At 73.5% G+C, this 21,592-nt stretch carries 21 protein-coding genes; 14 read left to right on the top strand and 7 right to left on the bottom strand.

Translation table 11 applies throughout. The features are described 5' to 3' along the window. Positions 1-75: 75 nt before the first annotated feature. Positions 76-891 (bottom strand): anti-sigma factor, encoded by an 816-nt coding sequence (locus ACIGAN_RS18490; RefSeq protein ID WP_365737139.1) that lies wholly within the window; start codon positions 889-891, stop codon positions 76-78. Continuing rightward, on the bottom strand, positions 888-1,430 hold the full coding sequence (locus ACIGAN_RS18485) for a sigma-70 family RNA polymerase sigma factor (protein WP_365089607.1): 543 nt from the start codon (positions 1,428-1,430) through the stop codon (positions 888-890). Before ACIGAN_RS18485 ends, ACIGAN_RS18490 begins: the two co-directional genes overlap by 4 nt. A 226-nt stretch (positions 1,431-1,656) precedes the next feature. Between ACIGAN_RS18485 and ACIGAN_RS18480 the strand changes: the two genes are divergently transcribed. The 4 genes from ACIGAN_RS18480 to ACIGAN_RS18465 all read left to right on the top strand — a co-directional run bounded on the left by ACIGAN_RS18480 (position 1,657) and on the right by ACIGAN_RS18465 (position 8,400). Next, a complete protein-coding gene (locus ACIGAN_RS18480) occupies positions 1,657-3,189 on the top strand; it encodes a DUF4331 domain-containing protein (RefSeq protein ID WP_399858734.1) in 1,533 nt (510 codons plus the stop codon). Between the two features lie 112 nt (positions 3,190-3,301). Beyond that, complete coding sequence (locus tag ACIGAN_RS18475) at positions 3,302-5,044, top strand: tetratricopeptide repeat protein (protein WP_399858731.1); 1,743 nt, start codon at positions 3,302-3,304, stop codon at positions 5,042-5,044. Then, complete coding sequence (locus tag ACIGAN_RS18470; RefSeq protein ID WP_399858728.1) at positions 5,041-6,657, top strand: HoxN/HupN/NixA family nickel/cobalt transporter; 1,617 nt, start codon at positions 5,041-5,043, stop codon at positions 6,655-6,657. The genes ACIGAN_RS18475 and ACIGAN_RS18470 overlap by 4 nt, the downstream gene beginning before the upstream one ends. 78 nt (positions 6,658-6,735) lie before the next feature. Beyond that, positions 6,736-8,400: a serine/threonine-protein kinase gene (locus tag ACIGAN_RS18465; RefSeq protein WP_399858725.1), complete on the top strand. Its 1,665-nt coding sequence runs from the start codon at positions 6,736-6,738 to the stop codon at positions 8,398-8,400. 4 nt (positions 8,401-8,404) lie between these two features. Here the strand turns inward: ACIGAN_RS18465 and ACIGAN_RS18460 are convergent, their stop codons facing one another. Continuing rightward, positions 8,405-9,211 (bottom strand): SGNH/GDSL hydrolase family protein, encoded by an 807-nt coding sequence (locus ACIGAN_RS18460; protein ID WP_365737148.1) that lies wholly within the window; start codon positions 9,209-9,211, stop codon positions 8,405-8,407. 335 nt (positions 9,212-9,546) lie between these two features. On the opposite strand from ACIGAN_RS18460, the gene ACIGAN_RS18455 reads away from it, so the two are divergent. The 6 genes from ACIGAN_RS18455 to ACIGAN_RS18430 all read left to right on the top strand — a co-directional run bounded on the left by ACIGAN_RS18455 (position 9,547) and on the right by ACIGAN_RS18430 (position 15,801). Beyond that, positions 9,547-10,752 carry a S8 family peptidase gene (locus ACIGAN_RS18455; protein ID WP_399858722.1) on the top strand — a complete coding sequence of 402 codons (1,206 nt, stop codon included), beginning with the start codon at positions 9,547-9,549 and terminating at the stop codon, positions 10,750-10,752. 473 nt (positions 10,753-11,225) lie between these two features. Further along, on the top strand, positions 11,226-12,047 hold the full coding sequence (locus ACIGAN_RS18450) for a glycosyltransferase family 2 protein (RefSeq protein WP_399858720.1): 822 nt from the start codon (positions 11,226-11,228) through the stop codon (positions 12,045-12,047). Next, positions 12,044-13,033, top strand: a complete 990-nt coding sequence (locus ACIGAN_RS18445) for a glycosyltransferase (protein WP_399858718.1) — start codon at positions 12,044-12,046, stop codon at positions 13,031-13,033. Before ACIGAN_RS18450 ends, ACIGAN_RS18445 begins: the two co-directional genes overlap by 4 nt. Before the next feature lie 22 nt (positions 13,034-13,055). Further along, positions 13,056-13,829, top strand: a complete 774-nt coding sequence (locus ACIGAN_RS18440; RefSeq protein ID WP_399859183.1) for a polysaccharide deacetylase family protein — start codon at positions 13,056-13,058, stop codon at positions 13,827-13,829. 73 nt (positions 13,830-13,902) lie between these two features. Next, entirely contained in the window at positions 13,903-14,997 is a 1,095-nt protein-coding gene (locus tag ACIGAN_RS18435) for a DUF5925 domain-containing protein (RefSeq protein ID WP_365089621.1), read from the top strand. Between the two features lie 33 nt (positions 14,998-15,030). Then, on the top strand, positions 15,031-15,801 hold the full coding sequence (locus ACIGAN_RS18430) for a DUF72 domain-containing protein (protein ID WP_365737155.1): 771 nt from the start codon (positions 15,031-15,033) through the stop codon (positions 15,799-15,801). Between the two features lie 90 nt (positions 15,802-15,891). Here ACIGAN_RS18430 and ACIGAN_RS18425 read toward each other — a convergent pair whose 3' ends face one another. Further along, positions 15,892-16,260 (bottom strand): GntR family transcriptional regulator, encoded by a 369-nt coding sequence (locus tag ACIGAN_RS18425; RefSeq protein ID WP_365089625.1) that lies wholly within the window; start codon positions 16,258-16,260, stop codon positions 15,892-15,894. A gap of 72 nt (positions 16,261-16,332) precedes the next feature. Here ACIGAN_RS18425 and ACIGAN_RS18420 point away from each other — a divergent pair, with 72 nt between their 5' ends. Next, positions 16,333-17,259, top strand: coding sequence for a GNAT family N-acetyltransferase (locus ACIGAN_RS18420; protein WP_365737157.1), 927 nt, complete (start codon positions 16,333-16,335; stop codon positions 17,257-17,259). Further along, on the top strand, positions 17,240-17,740 hold the full coding sequence (locus ACIGAN_RS18415; RefSeq protein WP_399858714.1) for a DUF402 domain-containing protein: 501 nt from the start codon (positions 17,240-17,242) through the stop codon (positions 17,738-17,740). The genes ACIGAN_RS18420 and ACIGAN_RS18415 overlap by 20 nt, the downstream gene beginning before the upstream one ends. Before the next feature lie 76 nt (positions 17,741-17,816). Here ACIGAN_RS18415 and ACIGAN_RS18410 read toward each other — a convergent pair whose 3' ends face one another. Next, on the bottom strand, positions 17,817-18,425 hold the full coding sequence (locus ACIGAN_RS18410) for a class I SAM-dependent methyltransferase (protein WP_399858712.1): 609 nt from the start codon (positions 18,423-18,425) through the stop codon (positions 17,817-17,819). 159 nt (positions 18,426-18,584) lie between these two features. Here ACIGAN_RS18410 and ACIGAN_RS18405 point away from each other — a divergent pair, with 159 nt between their 5' ends. Continuing rightward, a complete protein-coding gene (locus ACIGAN_RS18405) occupies positions 18,585-18,719 on the top strand; it encodes a hypothetical protein (RefSeq protein ID WP_365737161.1) in 135 nt (44 codons plus the stop codon). Positions 18,720-18,735: 16 nt separating this feature from the next. Here the strand turns inward: ACIGAN_RS18405 and ACIGAN_RS18400 are convergent, their stop codons facing one another. Beyond that, entirely contained in the window at positions 18,736-19,194 is a 459-nt protein-coding gene (locus ACIGAN_RS18400) for a GNAT family N-acetyltransferase (RefSeq protein ID WP_399858709.1), read from the bottom strand. Positions 19,195-19,375: 181 nt separating this feature from the next. On the opposite strand from ACIGAN_RS18400, the gene ACIGAN_RS18395 reads away from it, so the two are divergent. Beyond that, entirely contained in the window at positions 19,376-20,431 is a 1,056-nt protein-coding gene (locus ACIGAN_RS18395; protein ID WP_399858706.1) for a lytic polysaccharide monooxygenase auxiliary activity family 9 protein, read from the top strand. Between the two features lie 134 nt (positions 20,432-20,565). Here ACIGAN_RS18395 and ACIGAN_RS18390 read toward each other — a convergent pair whose 3' ends face one another. After that, on the bottom strand, positions 20,566-21,426 hold the full coding sequence (locus ACIGAN_RS18390) for an esterase/lipase family protein (protein WP_399858704.1): 861 nt from the start codon (positions 21,424-21,426) through the stop codon (positions 20,566-20,568). Between the last annotated feature and the right edge of the window lie 166 nt (positions 21,427-21,592).

Below are 21,592 nucleotides of genomic sequence, written 5' to 3'. Positions count from 1 at the left end.
GCCCCGTCCGGGCACACGTGTATCGCGGTCACAGGATTCACCTTCCCCATAAGGGGGTTGACGATGTATCCCCGGTCACTCTCCGAATCCGACAGATTTCAGGGCGAGTTGGACGATCGGCTGCGTAGTGGGCCGCGGCGATCCGCCCGCGGGCTCGACGGTCACGGCCAGTGACGTCGCGGAGGTGCCGAGACCGGTCGCGACCAGCGGCGTGTCGCCCTGGAAGAGGCCCAGGGAGCGCGGTTGCGCACCCGGGCGCATGAGCCACAGCTGGTGCACGCGGCCGCCCGGCGGGGCGCCGTATCCGCCGAGCGTGACCACCGCGCTCCCCTCCGTGGCGGAAGCGATCACTCCGATCGTGCGTCCGCGCCCGTCCCGTCCGCTGCTCGCACGGGCGTCCGGAGCTGCGAGAACGTGGGCGATCTCACGTGACCGGTCGCGCTCGGCGGCCAGTTCGTCCTGGGTCCGGTTCGTCTGCACGGCGAACAGCGCGGCGACGACGAGGGCCGCGGCGGCGGTGATCGTGGCGAACGGCACGAACAGCGGCAGCCGCCGCCCCGCCCGCTGCCGGGGCGGCGGCTGGACGCCCCACACGTGCGGCGGCAACCGGCGCGCACGCGCGCGTGCCGGCTCCCGCGCCTCCTGGGGCGCGGGCTCCTGGGGCGTCGTCCGGACGGCGGCCATCACCCGGTCGCGCAGCGCGGCCGGGGCGGGCACGGCCGTGGACCACGCCAGCCGCACGGCGTCCTCGGACAGCGCGCGCACCTCGGCGGCGCAGCGGTCGCAGTCCTTCAGATGCCGCTCGAAGCGGACGCGCTCGGGCGGTTCGAGGGCGTCGAGCGCGTAGGGCGCGGCGAGCGAGTGCGGGTCCTCGCGGCGGAACAGGCTCATGCCACGCCTCCCAGGCACTCGCGCATCCGGGTCAGCCCGTCGCGCATCCGCGTCTTGACCGTGCCGAGCGGCAGCGAGAGCTGCTCGGCCACCTCCCGGTAGGTGTAACCCTCGTAGTAGGCGAGCGTGACGGACTGGCGCTGCAGGACCGTGAGCCGGTCCAGGCAACGGCGCACCCACTCGCGCTCCAGGCCCGCCTCGACCTCCTCGGTGACGTGGTCGAAGGCGGGCTGGCCGGAGCGCAGCGCCTCGCGCTGCTCGCGCTCCCCGGCCGCGCGGGCGCTGCGCACCCGGTCGACGGCACGGCGGTGGGCGAGGGTGAGGATCCAGGACATGGCGCTGCCGCGCCCCGGGTCGAACCTCGCGGCCGAGCGCCACAGTTCGAGCAGCACCTCCTGAGCCACCTCCTCCGACTGGGCCGGGTCGCGCACCACACGCCGTACGAGCCCGAACACCGGTCCCGACACCAGTCCGTACAGATCCTCGAACGCCCTCTGGTCCCCGCTCGCCACGAGCAGCAGCAGTTCGTCCGCCTCCACTCGGTCCCCCTCTCCGAGGCCGCACCGGGCCTGTCCCCTCACGCGAGGCATTCGCAACGCACACACCTCCGGACGGGGTTACGGATCAGCGCGCCGAAAACGCGGGTCGCCGGCGATGAAACAACTTTTCAGACGCGCCGTAAGAACGTTTGAGATTCGACCAATCCGCTTCGCCGGCCGCTCCGAACGGTGTGTGTCAGGCAAGTTGGCACGGAGGACGGACGGCATGACACCTATCTCCAGGACCGGTGCGGGACGCAGGAGCATCGCGACCGCGATCTGTGGTGCGCTGGCCGCCGGCGGGCTCGCGGCCGCCGGCGTGACCGCGCTGGAACCTGAGGCGGCCTCCGCCTCCAGTCACCGGGAGGCCCCGCTGATCTCGGGGACCCCGCAGTACGACAACACGGACGTGTACGCGTTCGTCAGCCCGGACAAGCCGGACACGACGACCATCATCGCCAACTGGATCCCCTTCGAGGAACCGGCCGGCGGGCCCAACTTCTTCACGTTCGCCGAGGACGCGCAGTACGACCTGCGCATCGACAAGGACGGGGACGCGCAGGAGGACCTGCTGTTCCGGTACACGTTCCGGACGCACACGAAGAACGACAAGACGTTCCTCTACAACACCGGTCCCGTCGAGAGCCTGGACGACCCGGACCTGAACATCACGCAGACGTACGACCTGGAACTGATCAAGCTGCGCCATCTGAAGGCGGTGTCGAAGACCAAGGTCGCCGACGACGTGCCCGTGGCACCGTCGAACGTCGGCAAGGCGTCGATGCCGGACTACGCCGCGCTGCGCAAGCAGGCGGTGCACGAACTCGCCGGGGGCGCCCGCACGTTCGCCGGTCAGGCCGACGACCCGTTCTTCCTCGACCTGCGCGTCTTCGACCTGCTGTACGGCGGGAACCTCTCCGAGGTCGGCAACGACACGCTCAAGGGCTACAACGTCAACTCCATAGCCCTGCAGGTTCCGAGCAGCTTCCTCACCGAGTCGCACGACCAGCCGGTCGTCGGCATCTGGTCCACGACCCAGCGCAAGAACGCGCGGGGCTACTTCTCGCAGGTCTCGCGCCTGGGCAACCCACTGGTCAACGAGGTCGTCAACCCGCTGAAGGACAAGGACAAGTTCAACGCGTCCTCCCCCCGGGACGACGCCCAGTTCCTGAAGAACGTCACCAACCCGGAGCTGCCGAAGCTCATCGAGGCGATCTACAAGATCCCGGCCCCGGACGAGCCGCGCAACGACCTGGTCGACGTCTTCCTCAAGGGTGTCAAGGACCTCAACCAGCCGCCGCACGTGACGCCGTCGGAGCAGCTGCGGCTGAACACGTCCGTCAAGCCGGCCGCCGAGCCCAAGCGGCTGGGCGTCCTGGACGGTGACACCGCGGGCTTCCCGAACGGCCGCCGCCTCACCGACGACGTGATCGACGCCTCGCTCCAGGTCGTCGAGGGTGAGCTGCTGGGCGCGAAGAACGACCTGGGCGACGCGGTCGACAAGAACGACAAGGAGTTCGAGAAGTCCTTCCCGTACGTGGCGCTGCCCACGGAGGGTTCGCGCGGCCCGCTCGCCAAGGGCGTGGACGGCGGCAACGACGTGCGCAGCCAGCTGGGCGACGCGCTCCAGCCGGCCGGTGCGCAGGGCGGGGACGACATGCGCCTGATCGCCGCGTCGGCCGGCGCGGGGGCAGGCGGCATCGTCCTGATCGGCGCGGCCCTGATGTGGTGGCGCCGCATGCGGAACCGGGCGTACTGACCCGCTCCGCCGACGACTGGCGCGGCCCGTTCCCCGTATCCCCGCTTCCCCACGGCACGGGCCGCGCCGCCACCACCCGTGTCCCCACCGCACATCCGACCGAGGAGAGGTCATGCCTGCGCGTACGACCGACAGCACACCCGGCAGGCCCGACGACCGGCCGCCGTCGCCGGACCCGGACACCGCGACCGGCGGGCACGGCTCGGCGGGAACAGGGCGAGCTGAACCGGCCGGGGGCGCCGCTGACGGGACGCGGGGTGCGGAGGCGGGGAGCACGACGGAGCCCTGCGCCCATACCTCCGGCAGCACCGACGGCTCTGACCTCTCTGACCCCTCCGACCCCTCTGACCCCTCTGACACCTCCGACAGCTGGGACGGCAGGGAGGGCGACGGCCGCGACGGCGGCGACGGCGGCGACGGGGGCGACGGCGGCGACGGGGGCGACGGCGGCGAAACCTCCGAGGGCGTGGATCCCGGCCGGCGCGTCGCCGTGCTGCGGCGGGCCGCCGACCGGGGGCGGCGCTGGCGGGCCGCTCATGTGGCCGGGTGTGCCGCGCTGCTGGCCGTCGCGCTGACCGGCGGGGCCGTGGCGTTCGGGGGCTCGGGGGGCGAGGGCGGCGGAGCCGCCGCCGTGTCCGCCGCCGGGGCTCTGTCGCCCGGCGACCTCGCCCGGGGCGATCTCGACGCGGGCATCGCGTCCCTGCAGCGGCACCTGCGTGCCCAGCCCCGGGACTTCGGCAGCTGGGCCACCCTCGGCGTCGCCTACGTCGAGCAGGCCCGCACCAAGGGCGACCCCTCGCGTTACCCGCAGGCCGAACGCGCGCTCCGGCGCTCCCTCGCCCTGCGGCCCGGCAACGACCAGGCCCTGGCCGGCCGGGCCGCCCTGGCCGCCGCCCGGCACGACTTCCCCGGCGCCCTGGCCCACGCCGACCGGGCCCTGAAGCAGAACCCCTACAACGAACGCGCCCTGTGCACCCGTATCGACGCGCTCGTCGAACTCGGCCGTTACGACGACGCCGCCGAGGCCGCCGGGACCGCCGACGAACGGCGCCCCGGGGTGCCGGTCTTCACCCGGTACGCGTACGTGCACGAACTGCGCGGCGACGTCCGCACGGCGCGCGAGGTGCTCCAGCGCGCCCTGGACGCCGCGAGCGCTCCCGCCGATGTCGCCTACGTGGCCACGGCCCTCGGTCAACTCGCCTGGAGCCAGGGCGACTACGAGTCCGCCCTCGGCCACTACGCCCGCGCCCTCGCCGCCGACGACGAGTACCTCCCCGCCCTGGAGGGCCGCGCCCGCGCCCAGGCCGGACGGGGCGACCGGGCAGCCGCGGTGCGGGGCCTCGAACAGGTCGTCGCGCGCTCCCCGCTGCCCGGCCCGCTCGTCGCGCTCGGCGAGCTGTACGAGGACCGCGGCGCCGACGGCGACCGCGCCCGGGCCGGTGACCAGTACGCCCTGGTGGACGCCTGGACGTCCCTCGCCCGGGCGGGCGGTGTCAACGCCGACCTCGACGCGGCCCTGGCCGCCGCCGACCACGGCGACCGCGAGACGGCCCTGCGCGCCGCCCGCGCCGAGTGGGACCGCCGCCGCAGCGTGCACACCGCCGACGCCCTCGCCTGGGCGCTGCACGTCAACGGCCGCGACGAGGAGGCCCTGCCGTACGCCCGGCGGGCCACCGCCACCGGCTACCGCAACGCGGCGTTCCTGTACCACCGCGGGATCATCGAGCGCGCCACCGGCAACGAGCGCGCGGCCCGCGCGCAGCTGCAGGCCGCGCTCGATCTGAACCCCGGCTTCTCGCCCCTCGGCGCGCGCGAGGCCCGGACCGCACTCGACGACCTGGAGGGGAACCGGTGACCGTGCGCCGGCTGTTCGCGTCCGGCGCCGCCGTCCTCACGGCCGCCTGCGCGCTCACCCTGCTGCCCGCCGCCACGGCGAGCGCCCACCCGCTGGGCAACTTCACCGTCAACCGCTACGACGGCCTGGTCGCCGCGCCCGGCGAACTGCGGGTCCGGCACGTCGAGGACCTCGCCGAGATCCCGGCGACCCAGGCGAAGCCCGACATCGAGCGCCTCGGCATGCAGATGTGGGCCCGGCAGCGGTGCGCCACGGCCGCCGGGGACAGCCGCGTCACCGTCGACGGCCGCGCGGTCACCCTGACCGCCGGGCGCAGCCACGCGCGCGTGCGGCCCGGGCAGGCGGGGCTGGACACCCTCCGGGTGGAGTGCGCGCTGACCGCTCCCCTCCCCGCGGACCGGGAGTCCGTCGCGCTCGGTTTCCGCGGCGCGGGGGCCTCCTCCGGGCCGGGCTGGCGGGAGATCACGGCCCGCGGCGACCGGATGACACTCACCGCTTCCGACGTGCCGAAGACGTCGGTGTCGGGCGAACTGACCCGGTATCCGCAGGAGTTGCTGTCGTCCCCGGCCGACACGGCCGCCGCCGCGCTGCGGGTCCGCCCGGGCGGACCCGCTCTGGCCGACGAGGAGACCGACGCCCCCGCCGCCTCGGTGCTGCCGCGCGGCGCCGACCGCTGGACGCGTGCGCTGGACGAGCTGGTCGCCCGGCACGACCTCACCGCGGGCTTCGCCGCGCTGGCCCTCGGCATCGCCGTGGTCCTCGGCGCGCTGCACGCGCTCGCCCCGGGCCACGGCAAGACCATCATGGCCGCGACGGCTGCGGCCCGGGGCGGCCGGGCCCGGATGAAGGACGTCCTGCCCATGGCCGCCTCGGTGACGGTCACCCACACCCTCGGCGTGGTCGCCCTGGGGCTCCTCGTCACGGCCGGTTCCGCGGCGGCCCCCTCGGTGATCGCCTGGCTCGGCGTCGCGAGCGGGATCCTGGTGACCCTGGCGGGCGCGAGCCTGCTCCGCCGCGCCCTGCGCAACCGCCCACGCCCCCACCCGCACTCCCACGCCCCGGGCCACGGACACGCACATGGTCACGAGCACGAGCACGAGCACGACGATCACCGTCACGACCACGACCACGTCCATGACCACCACCACAGCCACGACCACGACCACATCCACCCGCACGACCACGACCGCGCCCATCCCCACCCCCATCGCCACCCCCACGCGATCGAGCACACCCACGGCGGGTTCACGCACAGCCACCCCGTCGCCCCGACCCTGCGCGGCACGATCCTCATGGGTTTCGCGGGCGGGCTCGTGCCCAGCCCCTCGGCCGTGGTGGTGCTGGTCGGTGCCGCGGCGCTCGGGCAGGCCTGGTTCGGCCTGCTGCTCGTCGTGGCCTACGGCGTGGGCCTCGCCCTCACCCTCACGGCCGCCGGCTACGCCGTCGTCAAGGCCGGCAGCGGCATGACCCGGCTGCTGGACCGGCGCCCCGGCTGGACGGCGGGCCCGCTGGCGGCCCTGGTGCGCCGGACCGCCCCCCTCGGCTCGGCCTTCGCCGTCGTCGTCCTCGGGGCCGGACTCGTGTTCAAGGGGGCGGCATCCGCGCTGGGCTGAGTTACGTTCGTGAGGAAATCCGACGTCCTGGGGAATACAGGTCTCAGAGAGATTCCGCCCGGCTGCGAAGGGGGCGCCGTGTCCGAAGTACCGGGCCATGAGCGGGTGATCGCGGACCGCTACCGGCTCCTGGCACCGCTCGGCGAGGGCGGCATGGGCACGGTCTGGCGCGCCCGCGACGAGCTGCTGCACCGCGAGGTCGCCGTCAAGGAGGTGCGCGCCCCGGCCGGGCTGGGGGGCGACGACGTGCGGCGGATGTACGCCCGGTTGGAGCGGGAGGCGTGGGCGGCGGCCCGGATCACCAACCGGAACGTGGTCACCGTGTACGACGTGGCGACCGACGAGGGCCGGCCCTGGGTCGTGATGGAGCTGGTCCGGGGCCTGTCCCTGGCCGAAGTGCTGGACGCCGAGGGCCCGCTGTCGCCGCAGCGCGCCGCGCACATCGGTGCCGAGGTGCTGGCCGCGCTGCGGGCCGCGCACGAGGCCGGGGTGCTGCACCGGGACGTGAAGCCGGCCAACGTGCTGATCGCCAACGACGGCCGGATCGTGCTCACCGACTTCGGCATCGCCATGGTGGAGGGCAGCTCCGCGCTGACCATGACCGGGGAAGTGATCGGCTCGCCCGAGTTCCTCGCCCCGGAGCGCGCGCTCGGGCGCACGCCGGGTCCCGAGTCCGATCTGTGGTCGCTCGGTGTGCTGCTGTACGCGGCGGTGGAGGGCCACTCCCCCTTCCGTCACGACACGCCGCTGAGCACGCTGCGGGCGATCGTGGACGAGGAGCTGCCGCCGCCGTACCGGGCCGGTCCGCTGGCCCCGGTGATCGAGGGGCTGTTGCGCAAGGAGCCGGAGCAGCGGCTGCCGGCCGAGCGGGCCGAGCAGGAGCTGCGGGTGATCGGCGCGGGCGGCTCGCCCCGGGCGGACACCGTGCGGGCGGTCCCGTTTCCGCCGACGGTGGCGGCGCGCCCGGAGTCGTCGGGGACGTCGCCGACGCCGCCGATGCCCTTCCCGGGACAGCCGGCACCGCCGGGCCCGGACGCGACGGCGCCGGCCGCCCACCGGGACCGCGACCGGCGGGCCGGCCGGGTGCTGGTCGCGGGCGTGGTCGTGCTGGCGCTGGCGGTGGGCGGGCTGACGTACGCGTTGCTGAACAACGGTGGCGACGGCGGGGACGGCGACCGGGGCGCGGGGGCGAGCACGCCCGCCGGGACACAGGACCCGCCGCGGAACACCGGGAGCGGGAAGTCCAGTCCTTCGCCGGCGCCGAGCGGGAGCGGGCGGAGCAGTCCGCCGCCGCAGTCGGTACGGGTCGCGCTGGAGGGATCGCACACGGACTACACGGGTTCGTGCCCGCCGCCGGACGCGCGGGCGCCGAGGTTCACGGCGACGCTCACGGTGGGGCGACTGCCGGCCGAGGTGCGCTACCGCTGGATCACGCAGGACGGCTCGGTGCTGGACGGGGGCTGGAAGACGGCGTCGTTCCCCGAGGGCGGCGGCCGGACGAAGCGGGACACCGTGACGGTCACGACCGAGGCGCGGTCCGGCACGATCGAGAACGAGATCGCCGTCGAGGTGCGGGAGCCGGTGCGCACGACGTCCGAGTCGGTGCCGTTCTCGCTCACGTGCGAGACGGAGACCCCGACGGGCGGGGCCTCCCCTTCTCCCTCGGACACGGAGCCGGACACGGAGGACGGCCCGGACGGCGGGTCCGGGTCGGGCTCCGGGTCCGGGTCCGGGTCCGGCTGAGCGGTCAGTCGTTGGCGTTGAGCACGGGCAGGTAGCCGCCCGACTGGCCGGGGGCCTTCGGGTGGTAGGACTCGCCGATGTTGAGCCAGTTGACGCTGTGGAGCCAGGAGTCGCCGGAGCAGATCTCGTGGCCGGCGAAGGTGGTGCGGACGTCGCCGAAGACGAAGCCGTGGTTCGCGGCGCGCTTGCCGATGGCGGTGTTCAGGTGGTCGGAGGCGTCGTTGATGGCCTTGCGCTTGGCCTCGGACAGACCGAGGCACGTGGTGCCGAGCTGGTAGAAGCGGGGGTAGCCGAGGACGACGACCCGGGCGCTCGGTGCCTTGGAGCGGATCGCCGAGTACACGCTGTCGAGCTTGCCGGGCAGCGTGGAGTCGACGTAGGCGCGGGCGGTGTTGATGCGGGAGATGCAGGCGCTGTCGGACTGGGTGACACAGGTCGTCATGACGTCGGCGAACCCGGCGTCGTTGCCGCCGACGCTGACGGAGACGAGGGCGGTGGCGGTGGAGAGCGGGCCGAGCTGTCCGGAGAGAACATCACCCGTTCGGGCGCCGGAACAGGCCGTGAAATCGAAGGTGGAGGGTGAGTTGGCGGCGGCCCAGAGGTAGGGATAGGCCTTAGTGCTGCGCTTGCAGTCGCCGCTGGAGCTGATGTAGCTGCCGGCTCCGACTCCGGACGAATAGGAGTCACCGAGGGCCACATAGCCGCCAGTTGCGGCGAGTGAGGACGCCTGCGCCGTGGCTGCCCCGGTCAGGGCGGTGCCGACGGCGAGGAGGAGCGAGCTCACGAGGACGACAAATCGGGAACGTCTCATGGAACCTCCCTTTAGCAGGATCTCTGCCACGACCGTCGTAGCAGCTACGCGTGTTGACCGGAAGTGTCCATGCCAAGTCTTTCGGCCCTTTTCACGACACATGGCGTGTTCACCGCGCCTGTGACCACGTATCCGGCCACTCGTGTTGCGTGTTCATGTCAGATTTGTTGATGGCTGTTCAACTCCCTTGTTCTACCCCGGTAGATGGTCGACGCTTTACCTCGGCCGGGAGCGGAACGCGACGCTCCCCCGGCCGTGTGCGCGAGCACGCGCACTCCCCCACATGACGCGCGCCCCACCCAGGCACGCGCCGCCTAGAGGAGGACTCCCTCGTAATGGCACAACTGCGTAGCAAGAGACTCGGACTGGCCGCGATCACCCTGTCGGCGACCGCCGCCCTCGTCGGCGGGCTCACCGCCCTCCCCGCCCAGGCCGCCCCGGCCGAGGGCCGGGTGCTCGCCGCGGACTCCCCGGCCGCGATCAAGGACAGCTACATCGTCACGCTCAAGAAGAGCGCGGGCCTCAAGGCGTCCTCGGCCGCGGGCAAGGGCCTCGTCAAGGAGTACGGCGGCACGGTCGAGAGGACGTTCGGCACGGCTCTGAACGGCTACTCCGCCGAGCTCTCCGCCGCCGAGGCCCGGCGGCTGGCCGCCGACCCGGCCGTGGCCTCCGTCGAGCAGAACCAGCGCGTCTCGCTCGCCGCCACCCAGACCAATGCCCCCTGGGGCCTGGACCGCATCGACCAGCCCTCGCTCCCGCTCTCCGGCACCTACACCTACCCGGACAGCGCGGGCAGCGGCGTGACGGTCTATGTGATCGACACCGGTGTGCGCATCACCCACCAGCAGATCAGCGGCCGTGCGGCGCACGGCTACGACGCCGTCGACGGCGACACCAACGCCTCCGACGGCAACGGCCACGGCACCCATGTGGCCACCACGATCGCCGGCTCGACCTACGGCGTCGCCAAGAAGGCGCGGATCGTGGGCGTGCGCGTGCTGAACAACAGCGGCTCCGGCACCACGGCCGGCGTGATCGCGGGCATCGACTGGGTGACGCGGAACCACTCCGGCCCCTCGGTCGCCAACATGTCGCTCGGCGGCGGCGCCTCCTCCAGCCTCGACACGGCCGTCCGCAACTCCATAGCCAGCGGCGTCACCTACGCGGTCGCCGCGGGCAACAGCAGCACCACCGCCTCCTCGTCCTCCCCCGCCCGGGTCGCCGAGGCGATCACGGTGGGCGCCACCACCAGCACGGACGCCAAGGCGAGCTACTCCAACTACGGCTCGGCCCTGGACATCTTCGCGCCCGGCTCCTCCATCACGGCCGGCTGGCACACCAGCGACACCGCCACCAACACCATCTCCGGCACCTCGATGGCGACCCCGCACGTGGCGGGCGCGGCGGCGGTGTACCTGGCCGGGCACACCACCTCCACCCCGGCCCAGGTCGCCTCGGCCCTGGTGGCCGGCGCCGTCACCGGCAAGGTCACGAGCGCGGGTTCGGGCTCGCCGAACCGGCTCCTGCAGCTCGTCCCGTAAGCACGAACAGCTGAACGACCGTTCCCCGGCAGGCATGACACGCCTGCCGGGGAACGGCCGTATACCGGTCGGGAACCAGTCAACTTGCGTCCCACACATCACCTGACGCAACGACCAAACCAACAAAAACGTGAGCGGCCGTTCCAGGTCTTGCCATACGGGTTCAATCGTCAATACCGTCATACATCTCACCCGCATCGGTCCGTCAGTACGCGGCTCTAGGGGAGGGCTCAAGGACCGCGACGTACCGGCGCGGGGCGCGGTAGGGGGGTGCCGTGCTCGGTGACCGCACCGGTCTCCGGGCCGTGCCGCGCGGTCGGCTGCCGTTTTCCGGAGGCCGGCCAGCTTTGCCAGCTCACCCGGCGTGCCGAAGGTCCATCTCGGCGCGCCCCGGGTGAGAACCCCCCTTTCGAACCGGACTGGATCCGGACTGCCCTGGGGGGGCGGTCCACCGGACGAGAGGGACCAGACTCATGAGCTCAGTTCTGCAGCCGGCCGTGACGGACGAGCATCCGCCGGCCGCTGCCACATACCGGCCCGTCTCCTCGCACCTGGCGATAGCCCCGCCGGTGAGCGTGGTGATCCCGGCCATGAACGAGGCGGAGAACCTTCCGTACGTCTTCAAGACCCTGCCCGACTGGATCCACGAAGTGGTCCTGGTCGACGGCAACTCCACCGACGACACCGTCCACGTGGCCCGCGAGCTGTGGCCCGAGGTGAAGGTGGTCGAGCAGCGCGGCAAGGGCAAGGGCGACGCCCTGATCACCGGCTTCCAGGCCTGCACCGGCGACATCATCGTGATGGTCGACGCGGACGGCTCGGCCGACGGCGGGGAGATCCTCTCCTACGTCTCCGCCCTGGTCTCGGGCGCCGACTTCGCCAAGGGCTCCCGCTTCGCCAACGGCGGCGGCACCGACGACATGACCTTCATCCGCAAGATGGGCAACCGGGCGCTGTGCGCGGTCGTCAACCGCAAGTTCGGTGCCCGCTACACCGACCTGTGCTACGGCTACAACGCCTTCTGGCGGCACTGCCTCGACAGGATCGACCTGGACTGCACCGGCTTCGAGGTCGAGACCCTGATGAACATCCGGGTCGTCAAGGCCGGCCTCAAGGTGCAGGAGATCCCGAGCCACGAGTACCTGCGCATCCACGGCACCAGCAACCTGCGGGCCGTGCGCGACGGGCTGCGCGTGCTCCGGGTGATCCTCCAGGAGCGCTCCAACCGCCGGGCGCTGCGCCGCCGTACGGCACCGTCGCCGATGCTCGACGCCGTCCGGGGAGAGGCGCGTTGAGCGGTCCCGACGTCTCCGTCGTGATCTGCGCCTACACCGAGGACCGCTGGGAGGACGTCCTCGCGGCGGTCTCCTCGGTGCGGGCACAGTCCCGGCCGGCCCTGGAGACGCTGCTGGTCGTCGACCACAACCAGGCCCTGCTGGACCGGCTCGGCAAGGAGTACAAGGAAGCCGCCGAGGTGCGGGTGCTCGCCAACGCGGGCCCCCGCGGCCTGTCCGCGGGCCGCAACACCGGCATCGCCGCCGCGCGCGGCGAGATCGTGGCGTTCCTCGACGACGACGCCGTGGCCGAGCGCGACTGGCTGCGGTACTTCGCCGAGGCGTACGACGACCCCCGGGTGCTGGCGGTCGGCGGGCGCACGGTGCCGGTGTGGGCGTCGGGGCGGCGCCCGGAGTGGTTCCCGGAGGAGTTCGACTGGGTGGTGGGCTGCAGCTACCGGGGCCTGCCGCGCGGCCGGGTCCGGGTGCGCAACGTGCTGGGCGGCAACGCCTCGTTCCGGCGCAGCGCCTTCGACGCGGCGGGCGGCTTCGCCACCGGCATCGGCCGGGACGGCGACAAACGCCCGCTGGGCTGCGAGGAGACGGAGCTGTGCATCCGCCTCAGCCGCGCCCGGCCCGACGCGGTGCTGCTGATCGACGACCGGGCCGTCATCCACCACCGGGTGCCGGACATCCGCGAGCGCTTCCGCTACTTCCGCACGCGCACCTACGCCGAGGGCCTGTCCAAGGCCCTGGTGGCCCGGAGCGTCGGCGCGGACAAGGGCCTGGAGTCCGAACGCCGGTACGCCACCCGCGTGCTGCCGGCCGGGGTGGCCCGGGGGCTGCGGGACGCCCTGCTGGCCCGGCCCGGGGGCGCGGGGCGGGCGGGCGCGATCGTGGCCGGGGTGCTGACGGCGGCGGGCGGCTACGTCGCCGGCAGCGTCCGCGCGCGCCGCGGCGGCACCGCCTTCCAGGTGCCCCGGGTGGAGGTGACGGCCCGTGAGTGACGACACCCGCGTACCGATCCTGATGTACCACGCGGTCGCCACCGACCCGAACGAGGCGACCCGCGCCCTGTCCGTGACCCCGGAGGCGTTCGCCGGGCAGCTGGCGGTGCTCGCCGACCGGGGCATGACCCCGCTCACCACGGCCGACCTCGCGGCCCGCTGGCGCTCCGGGCGCCCGCTGCCCGACCGGCCGGTCCTCATCACCTTCGACGACGGCTACGAGGGCGTGCACCGGTACGCCCTGCCCGCCCTCGCCAAGCACGGCTTCCCGGCCACCCTGTTCGTCTCGACCGGCTGGCTCAGGGGCCCGTACGACACCGGCGGCGGCCTGGACACCATGCTCGACTGGGACCAGGTCCGCGAACTCGCGGCGGCGGGCGTCGAGATCGGCGGGCACAGCCACAGCCACCCGCAGCTCGACCAGGTCTCCGACGCCACCCTGCGGTTCGAGTTGATCCACTGCAAGGAGATCGTCTCCGACCAACTGGGCAGTGTCCCGGGCTCGTTCGCCTACCCGTACGGCTACTCCAGCCGCCGGGTCCGCCGAGCGGTGCGCGAGACGGGCTACGCGCAGGCCCTCGCCGTCGGCAACGCCCTGGCGCGCCGGGCGCAGGGGCCGTACGCCCTGCGGCGCGTGACGGTGCGGCGCGGCACGGGTATCGAGGAGTTCGCGCGGCTGGCCGAGGGCCGCGCGATCGCCCGTACGTTCGCCGGCGACCGGGCCCTGACGAAGGGCTACGCCCTGGTCCGCAGGGCCCGGCAGGCGCGCCGGCTCCTCCCCCGCCCGGGAGGCTGACCTGCGCGGGCGGCCCGCCGCGTGCACCCGGAAACCGGGTGCACGCGGCGCGCCCGTGCCGGATCATGGCGGCATGGCTGACAACCCGCACGAGGCGCTGCCGATCCGGCTCACCGTCGACGACTCCGACTCCCCGGCCGACGTCGTCGACGCGCTGTTCCTCGGCCGCTTCGCCACGGGCGAGCAGCCGTACTCCCACGCGGCGAACATCGACCGCGTCCGCTCCGGCGCGACGCTTATGCCGTCCGGCGCCCGGGTGCTGCGCGCCGCCCGGGACGACGACCGCAGCGCCACCCTGGCGGAGGGCGAGGGCTGGACGCTGCTGGTCTCCCGCTGGAACCGGGGCGCCGACGTCACGGTGACGGCCACCAGCGCGGAGCTGGCGAAGAAGGTCCTCGACCAGGCCACGGACGGCGCGGCGGACGAGCCCGAACCGCAGCCGGAGAACGTCACGATGGGCTTCTGGTACGTCTCCCCGCGCCGCGGCCCGCACCGCACGACCCGCCAGATCGCGGCGGGCACCTGGGACGAGGTCCGGCCCAACTACACGGCTCCGGTGGCGGACGCCATGGACCGGCTGATGAAGACGACCCCGGAGGACATCGCGGGCCGGCTGCTGCTGCTGCACGGCCCGCCGGGCACCGGCAAGACCTCGGCGCTGCGCACGCTCGCCCGGTCCTGGCGCGACTGGTGCCAGGTGGACTGCGTCCTGGACCCGGAGCGGCTGTTCAGCGACGTCGGCTACCTCATGGACATCGCCATCGGCGAGGAGGACGCCTCCGGCAAGGGCCGCTGGCGGCTGCTGCTCCTGGAGGACTGCGACGAGCTGATCCGCGGCGAGGCCAAGCACACGGCGGGCCAGGCCCTGTCGCGGCTGCTGAACCTGACCGACGGTCTGCTCGGCCAGGGCCGCAACGTGCTGGTCGGCGTCACCACCAACGAGGACCTGGAACGCCTGCACCCCGCGGTCGTCCGCCCCGGGCGGTGTCTCGCCCGGATCGAGGTGGGCCCGCTGACCCGCGCGGAGGCGGTGGGCTGGCTGGGCCGCGAGGAGGGTGTCGGCCGCGAGGGCGCCACCCTGGCGGAGCTGTACGCGCTGCGCCGGGGCACGTCCCCGACGTCGCTGCCCGAGCCGCGCGGGGACGTCGACGCGGGCCTGTATCTGTAGGAGGTCCGCGCCCGCCGGTGCTTTGATGGGGCTATGACCCTGTTCGTCGGCACGTCCGGATGGCAGTACAAGGACTGGCGGGACGTCCTGTATCCGTCCGGGCTGCCGGTGCGGCTCTGGCTGGAGGAGTACGCGGGGCACTTCGCCACCGTCGAGATCAACAACGCCTTCTACCGGCTGCCGGCGCGGGAGACCTTCGAGGACTGGCGCGGCAGGGTGCCGCCGGACTTCGTCGTGGCGGTCAAGGCCAGCCGCTATCTGACCCACATCAAGCGGCTCAAGGAGCCCGAGGAGCCGGTGCACCGGCTGATGACCCACGCGGCGGGCCTCGGCGACCGGCTCGGCCCGGTCCTGCTGCAGCTCCCGCCCACCCTGCGCGCCGACCCCGGTCTGCTCGACGCCTGCCTGGCCTGCTTCCCGGCCGCGACGCGGGTCGCGGTCGAACCCCGTCACGACTCCTGGTGGACCCCGCAGGTCCGCGCGGTCCTGGAGTCCCGGCGCGCCGCCCTGTGCTGGGCCGACGTCCTGGCCCGCCCCGTCACACCGCTGTGGCGCACGGCCGACTGGGGCTACGTCCGCTTCCACCAGGGCCGCGCCCGGCCCTGGCCCCGCTACGGCCGCCGCTCCCTCGCCACCTGGCTCGACCGCATCGCCACGACCTGGCACGACGGCGAGGACGTCTACGCGTACTTCAACAACGACCCGGGCGGCGCCGCGGTCGTGGACGCGATGGCGTTCGCGCGGGCGGGGAGAGCGGCGGGCCTGAAGATCACCCGCACGCCGGAGCACCTGGTCCGGGCCTGAGCAGTACGCCACGCGGCACCGCCCGGGCCGGTCCGCACCGCCCCTTCGCCCGCCCGGGGGGACGGTCCCGCCGGCGGGCCGTCACGCACCTCAAGCCCCGTAGGCCGCCCGCAGGGCGTCCCGTACGGCGGCGAGTGCCGCGTCCTCCCCCTGCCCCAGGCGCCGGGCCCGCTCGACGTACGCCTGGGCGGCGGCCGCCAGCTCCCGTTCCGCCGCCGGGCCGGCGGCGGCCACGAACGTGCCGTTGCGGCCCCGCGTCTCGATCACCCCGTCCGCCTCCAGCGCGCGGTACGCCTTCGCGACCGTGTTCGCCGCGAGGCCCAGCGACTCGGCCAGCCCTCGCACGGTCGGCAGCCGGTATCCCACCGGCAGTTCGCCCGACCGCGCCTGCTCGGAGATCCGCGCCCGCACCTGCTCGTACGGCGGCGCGCTGTCGTCGATGTCGATCTTCAGGGTCACAGGGCCGATTGTCCCGCACGGGACGGAAAATGAGAGGCACCCGGGGCGCCCCCCGACGTAACGTGCGCCTCCATGACCGTGATCGTGCGCGACCTGCGACCCGATGTCCGAGCCGACGCCGAGGGGTTCTCCACCACCCGCCGCCTCGCCCTCCCCTACATGCTCTCCACTCCGGAGTCCGTGCTGCACACCGTGACCCACGCCCACCCGGACGCCCACTTCACCCAGCTCGTCGCCGAGGAGGACGGGGAGATCATCGGCACGGCCCAGGTCAGCGTCGCGCACGAGAGCCCGGAACCCGGCCAGGGCTCCGCCAACATCTACGTGCGGCCCGACCGCAGGCAGCGGGGCGCCGGTTCGCTCCTGCTGCGCACCGCCGAGGAGCGTCTCGCGGCGCTGGGCGTGACCAAGGTGTTCGCCTGGGTGCTGGACGAGCCGGAGAACCGCGCCTTCGCCGAGCGCCGCGGCTTCCGGGCCAGCCGGTCCGCCTACTTCCTCCGCCTCGACCTGACGTCCGGCGGCCTGCCGCCCCGCCAGGACCTGCCGCCCGGCGTGGAGCTGCGCACCGCCGCCGACTTCGCCGACGACCCGCGTCCCCTGTTCGCACTGGACGCGGAGGTGGTGGCGGACGAACCGGGCGACATCGCCGTCGAGTTCACCGACTACGAGGCGTGGCTGGCGGAGAACTGGCGGCACCCGCTGCTGAACCGCGACCTGACGACGGTCGCCGTCGTCGACGGCCGGCCGGCCGCCTTCAGCGTGGCCCACACCGACGGCACCCGCTACGGCACCGCCATGACCGGCACCGCCCGGGAGTTCCGCGGCCGGGGCCTGGCGAAGCTCGCCAAGAACGACTCCCTGCACCGGGCGCGCGCCGCGGGGTACACGGAGGCGTTCACCGGGAACGACACGGGCAACGAGCCGATGATCGCCATCAACAAGTGGTTCGGCTACGAGATCGGCGCGACGGAGGTGCGCCATGTCCGCGAACTCGGCTGAGCGTCCCGCGCGGCTGGACGTCGTGCTCGTCAAGGCGGGCCGCACGAAGATCCGGTACGCCGGTGAGCTCCTTGCGGACGACGGCACCCGGCTCGCCGTCCGGGCCGCGTGGGCGGGCGCCGGCGTGCGCGACTTCGGGTTCGTCCGCTTCGAGCCCGGTGACGTCTTCACCGAGTACTACTGGCGCGACCGCTGGTACGCGGTCAAGGAGGTCCGCTCCGCCACGGGCGGGCTCAAGGGCTGGTACTGCGACGTCACCCGCCCTGCCGTCCGGTCCGGCGCGGAGCTGGTCGTGGAGGACCTCGACCTGGACCTGTGGCGCTCCGCGGACGGCGCGGACGTGCGGCGCCTGGACGAGGACGAGTTCGCGGCGAACGGCCTCGCCGCCACGGACCCCGAGGCGGCACGGGCCGCCCTGGCCGCGCTCGACGAGCTGGACTCCCTGGCCCGCGGCGACGGCTTCACCGCGCTGCTGGCCTGAGCTCGGCGCACCGCGCTGCCGGCTGAGCCCGGCGCACCGCACCCGGCGTGCCGGTGCGGCCCGGCGCGTCCGTCCGTCAGGGCACCGGCGCGAGGACCGCGTACCGCTCGTCCGTGACCGGGCCGCCCCACAGCGACGCGTCGTCCGACAGCCGCTCCACGCGCACCGGCCCGGCGATCGGGGCGAGCAGGGCGGTGAGCCGCTCAGCCGGTATGCCCACCGGGTCGGCGCTCCCCCACACGCCCTCGACCAGCACGAGCCGTCCGCCCGGCCGCAGCAGCCCGGACCAGTGCCGCAGGGCGCGGGCGGGGTCGGGCAGGGCCCACAGCACGTGCCGTACCAGCACGGCGTCGAAGCGCTGCTCCCCGACCGGCGGTGCCGCCGCGTCACCGACGAGGAACACGGCGTCACGGCCGGCCGGTTTCTCCCGGGCGCGCCGCACCATGGCCGGGGAGAGGTCCACGCCCGTCACCCGGTGTCCCTGCTCGGCGGCGAGCAGTGACAGGCTGCCCGTGCCGCAGCCGAGGTCGAGGACGTCGCCCGCGCGCCCGGGCAGCCAGCCGCGCAGCCGCTGGGCCCAGGCGCGGCGGACCGCGGGGTCGCGCAGCCCGTGGTCCGGCTGCTCGTCGAAGACCGCGGCCTGCGCGTCCCAGTCCACGGCGCCGGCGGTGTTCACCGAGGTCATCCCGTCCTGTCGTTCGTCATGGGCCCAAGAGTGACACCCGCCACTGACACTCGATTCGTGACTGCGGCCACAGACAGACCAGGAGCGATGAGGAACTCTCCCCCGAAAGGTCTACCTCCGTGAGAACGCGGAACCCGGTAGACCCTGAAGGAGGCAGCCATGCGCCGTGCGACCGTGCAGAAGCCCCTGAAGAAGTCGGACGTCCGCCGGATCCGCGAGGAGGCCGACGAGCGCCCCGCGGGGCGCCCCGAGGTCCGCAAGGACATCGCGCGCACCTGGTGGCCGGACAGCTGAACGCCCGATGCCCCCATCAGACGCGCCGGAGCAGCCGCTTGCGGTAGTGGATCCGGTCGTAGGGGCCGTCGACGCGGCGTTCCACCGGCTCGTAGCCGTATTTCGCACAGATCTTCTGGTTCTCCCACATCAGCGCGTTCGTGCAGAGCCTGACCTCGGGCAGGCCCAGGGCACGCGCGTGTGCGTCCACGAAGCGCAGCAGCCGCCGTCCCACTCCCCTGCCGTGCGCGGAGGGGTGGACGGCGATGGTGTCGAGGTACAGGTGATCCTCGAACGCCTCGACGACCACGAGACCGAGCACCGGGTCGCCGGTCACGAAGACCCGGCCCGCGGCCACGTTCGCCGCGTGGTCCTCACGCATGGGCTGCGGCACTTGGCCGATGCGCTCGATGTAGGGGCGGAAGGCCGCGTCGACCACCTCCGCGACGGCCGGTGCGTCGGCGGCGCCGGCCGGCCGGATCTCCTCGTCGGTCATGCCGTGACGGTATCTACCTGATGCCAGTCTGAGCACTCCCTTAACGCGAGCATAAGGATCTCCTCCACCCGCCCTCAGCAGGCGATTTCCCGCTCGTCGGGGGCTAGCTTCGGATCACCCCACGGGATTCGGCCCGTTCGGGCCCGGCCCTGATCCACGCACCGCTTCGAGGAGTTCCCGTATGCCCGCACGCCGCACGGTAGCCAGCGTCGCCGCCCTCGGCGCCCTCCCGCTCGCCCTCACGGCGCTGACCGCCGCACCGGCGGCCGCGCACGGTTCGATGGGCGACCCGGTCAGCCGGGTCTCGCAGTGCTACGCCGAGGGCCCCGAGAGCCCGAAGTCGGCCGCCTGCAAGGCGGCGGTGGCGGCGGGCGGCACCCAGGCCCTCTACGACTGGAACGGCATCCGCATCGGCGACGCGGGCGGCCGCCACCAGCAGCTCATACCCGACGGCAAGCTGTGCAGCGCGAACAACGAGCAGTTCAAGGGGCTCGACCTGGCCCGCGCCGACTGGCCCGCGACCACCGTGAAGAGCGGCGCGCACACCTTCAAGTACCGCGTGACGGCCCCGCACAAGGGCACCTTCAAGGTGTACATCACCAAGCCCGGCTTCGACCCGGCCGAGCCCCTTGCCTGGGGCGACCTCGACCTGCAGAACCCGGTGGCCACGTCCACCGACCCGGCGGCCACGGGCGGTTTCTACACCTTCTCCGGCAGTCTGCCCGAGCGTTCCGGCAAGCACGTGCTGTACGCGGTCTGGCAGCGCTCGGACAGCCCGGAGGCGTTCTACTCCTGCTCGGACGTCAGCTTCGGCGGGGGCGGCGCGCCGGCCGGTGGCGGTGCCCCGGCCGGTGACGGCGGGTCCGCCGGCGGGGGTGCCGCACCGGCCCCGTCCGCCTCGGCCCCCACCGAGGAGCAGATCGAGCAGGGCAACGACAAGTCGACGATCGAGCACGGCGGGCACGGCGACGACGACCCCAGCACCTCGGCGGAGCCCGCGGCGGCCCCGCGGGAGGAGGCCACCCGGGAGGCCGGCGGGGACGAGACGGAGGCGGCCGCCCCCGCCCCCAACGCGCCGAAGGCCGCCGGTGCCACGGCGAACCTCGCCGAGACCGGCGGTGACGGCAGCACCCCGTACGTCGCGATCGGCGGCGCGGCGGCGCTGGCGCTGGGTGCGTCGGCCCTGTTCCTGTCGGCCCGGCGCCGGGCGGTGAGCGGCGGGCGGCACGGCCGCTGACCCAGGACTCGGGGCCTGTCCGGCGGCTCAGGCCGGACAGGCCCCGAAACGCTTCCCTGACACGTGTCATCCGACGGCACGTGTCATCCGACGGCGCGTGTCATCCGACGGCACGTGTCATCCGACGGCACGTGTCATTCGACGGCGGAGGCGCAGGTGGTGGGCGTGGCGCGGCCCGGGTCGAGGGCGTTGGCCACCTCGTGGAAAACGATCCGGTCGAACAGCCCGACGGCCACGTGCTCGGACAGGTCCAGCGGGCACAGGTCCTGGAGGAGGACGTTGCGTACGTCCGGCCCGCTCAGGTACTGGGTGCGCCACGGTGTGACGACCTCGTCGTAGCGGGTGGCGATGACGGTGTAGCGCACGCCGGGGACGGTGTCGCCGCCGGCGTTGAGCTTGGTCAGGAAGTCGGAGCCGGCGACCTGGTCGGCGAGGGCGGGCGTGTTCTTCGAGAGCAGGTCCGCGGCGCCCGGGAAGTAGGGCAGCAGGCGGGTGAAGCCGCCCAGGTCGGTGCCGTGGTTGCTGGGCGCGATGCCGACGAGGGCGTTCACCTTGGCGGCTCCGCCGAGGAAGCGCAGGTACCAGCGGGGCATCATGCCGCCCTGCGAGTGGCCGACGAGGTCGGTCTCGGTGGCGCCGGTCGCGGCGAGCACCCGGTCGACGAAGTCCCTCAGCTGCGCGGCGGACTTCTCGACGGGCCCGAGCCCGTGGAAGAAGGGGACGCCTTCCAACTGCCCGTAGTCGAGGGAGAAGACGCAGTAGCCGCGGACCTCCAGGTAGGGCGCGAGGCCGAGCCAGTTGTCGACGGAGTTCCCCAGGGTGCCGTGGACCAGGATCACGGGGCGGGGGTGGGCGGCGGAGGGCTTGCAGGAGTAGTCGTTCCAGCCGGAGCTCGGGGCACCGGCGGCCTGGGCGGTGGTGGCGGGGACGGTGACGGCCGCGGCGGTCAGCAGCAGCGCGGCCAGGGGTCTGAGCACTCGTTTCCAGGGCAGCATCGGGTGATCTCCTTGCGGCTCAAGGGAGGTGCGACGGCACGACGCCCTGTGATCCGGATCACGGGATGCTGTTCACTCGTCAAGTTACGGGTGAGTAGTCAAAGGGGGAAGTTACGCGTCAGTAAAAACTTGCGGCGGTAACCCGTACCGGCGGCGCCGCTCCTGT

Origin of the sequence: Streptomyces sp. NPDC085931, assembly GCF_044540565.1 — a bacterium.
GTDB lineage: Bacteria > Actinomycetota > Actinomycetes > Streptomycetales > Streptomycetaceae > Streptomyces.
The sequence above is the reverse complement of the archived record's forward strand: the minus strand, read 5'-3'. Positions and strand labels throughout refer to the sequence as shown.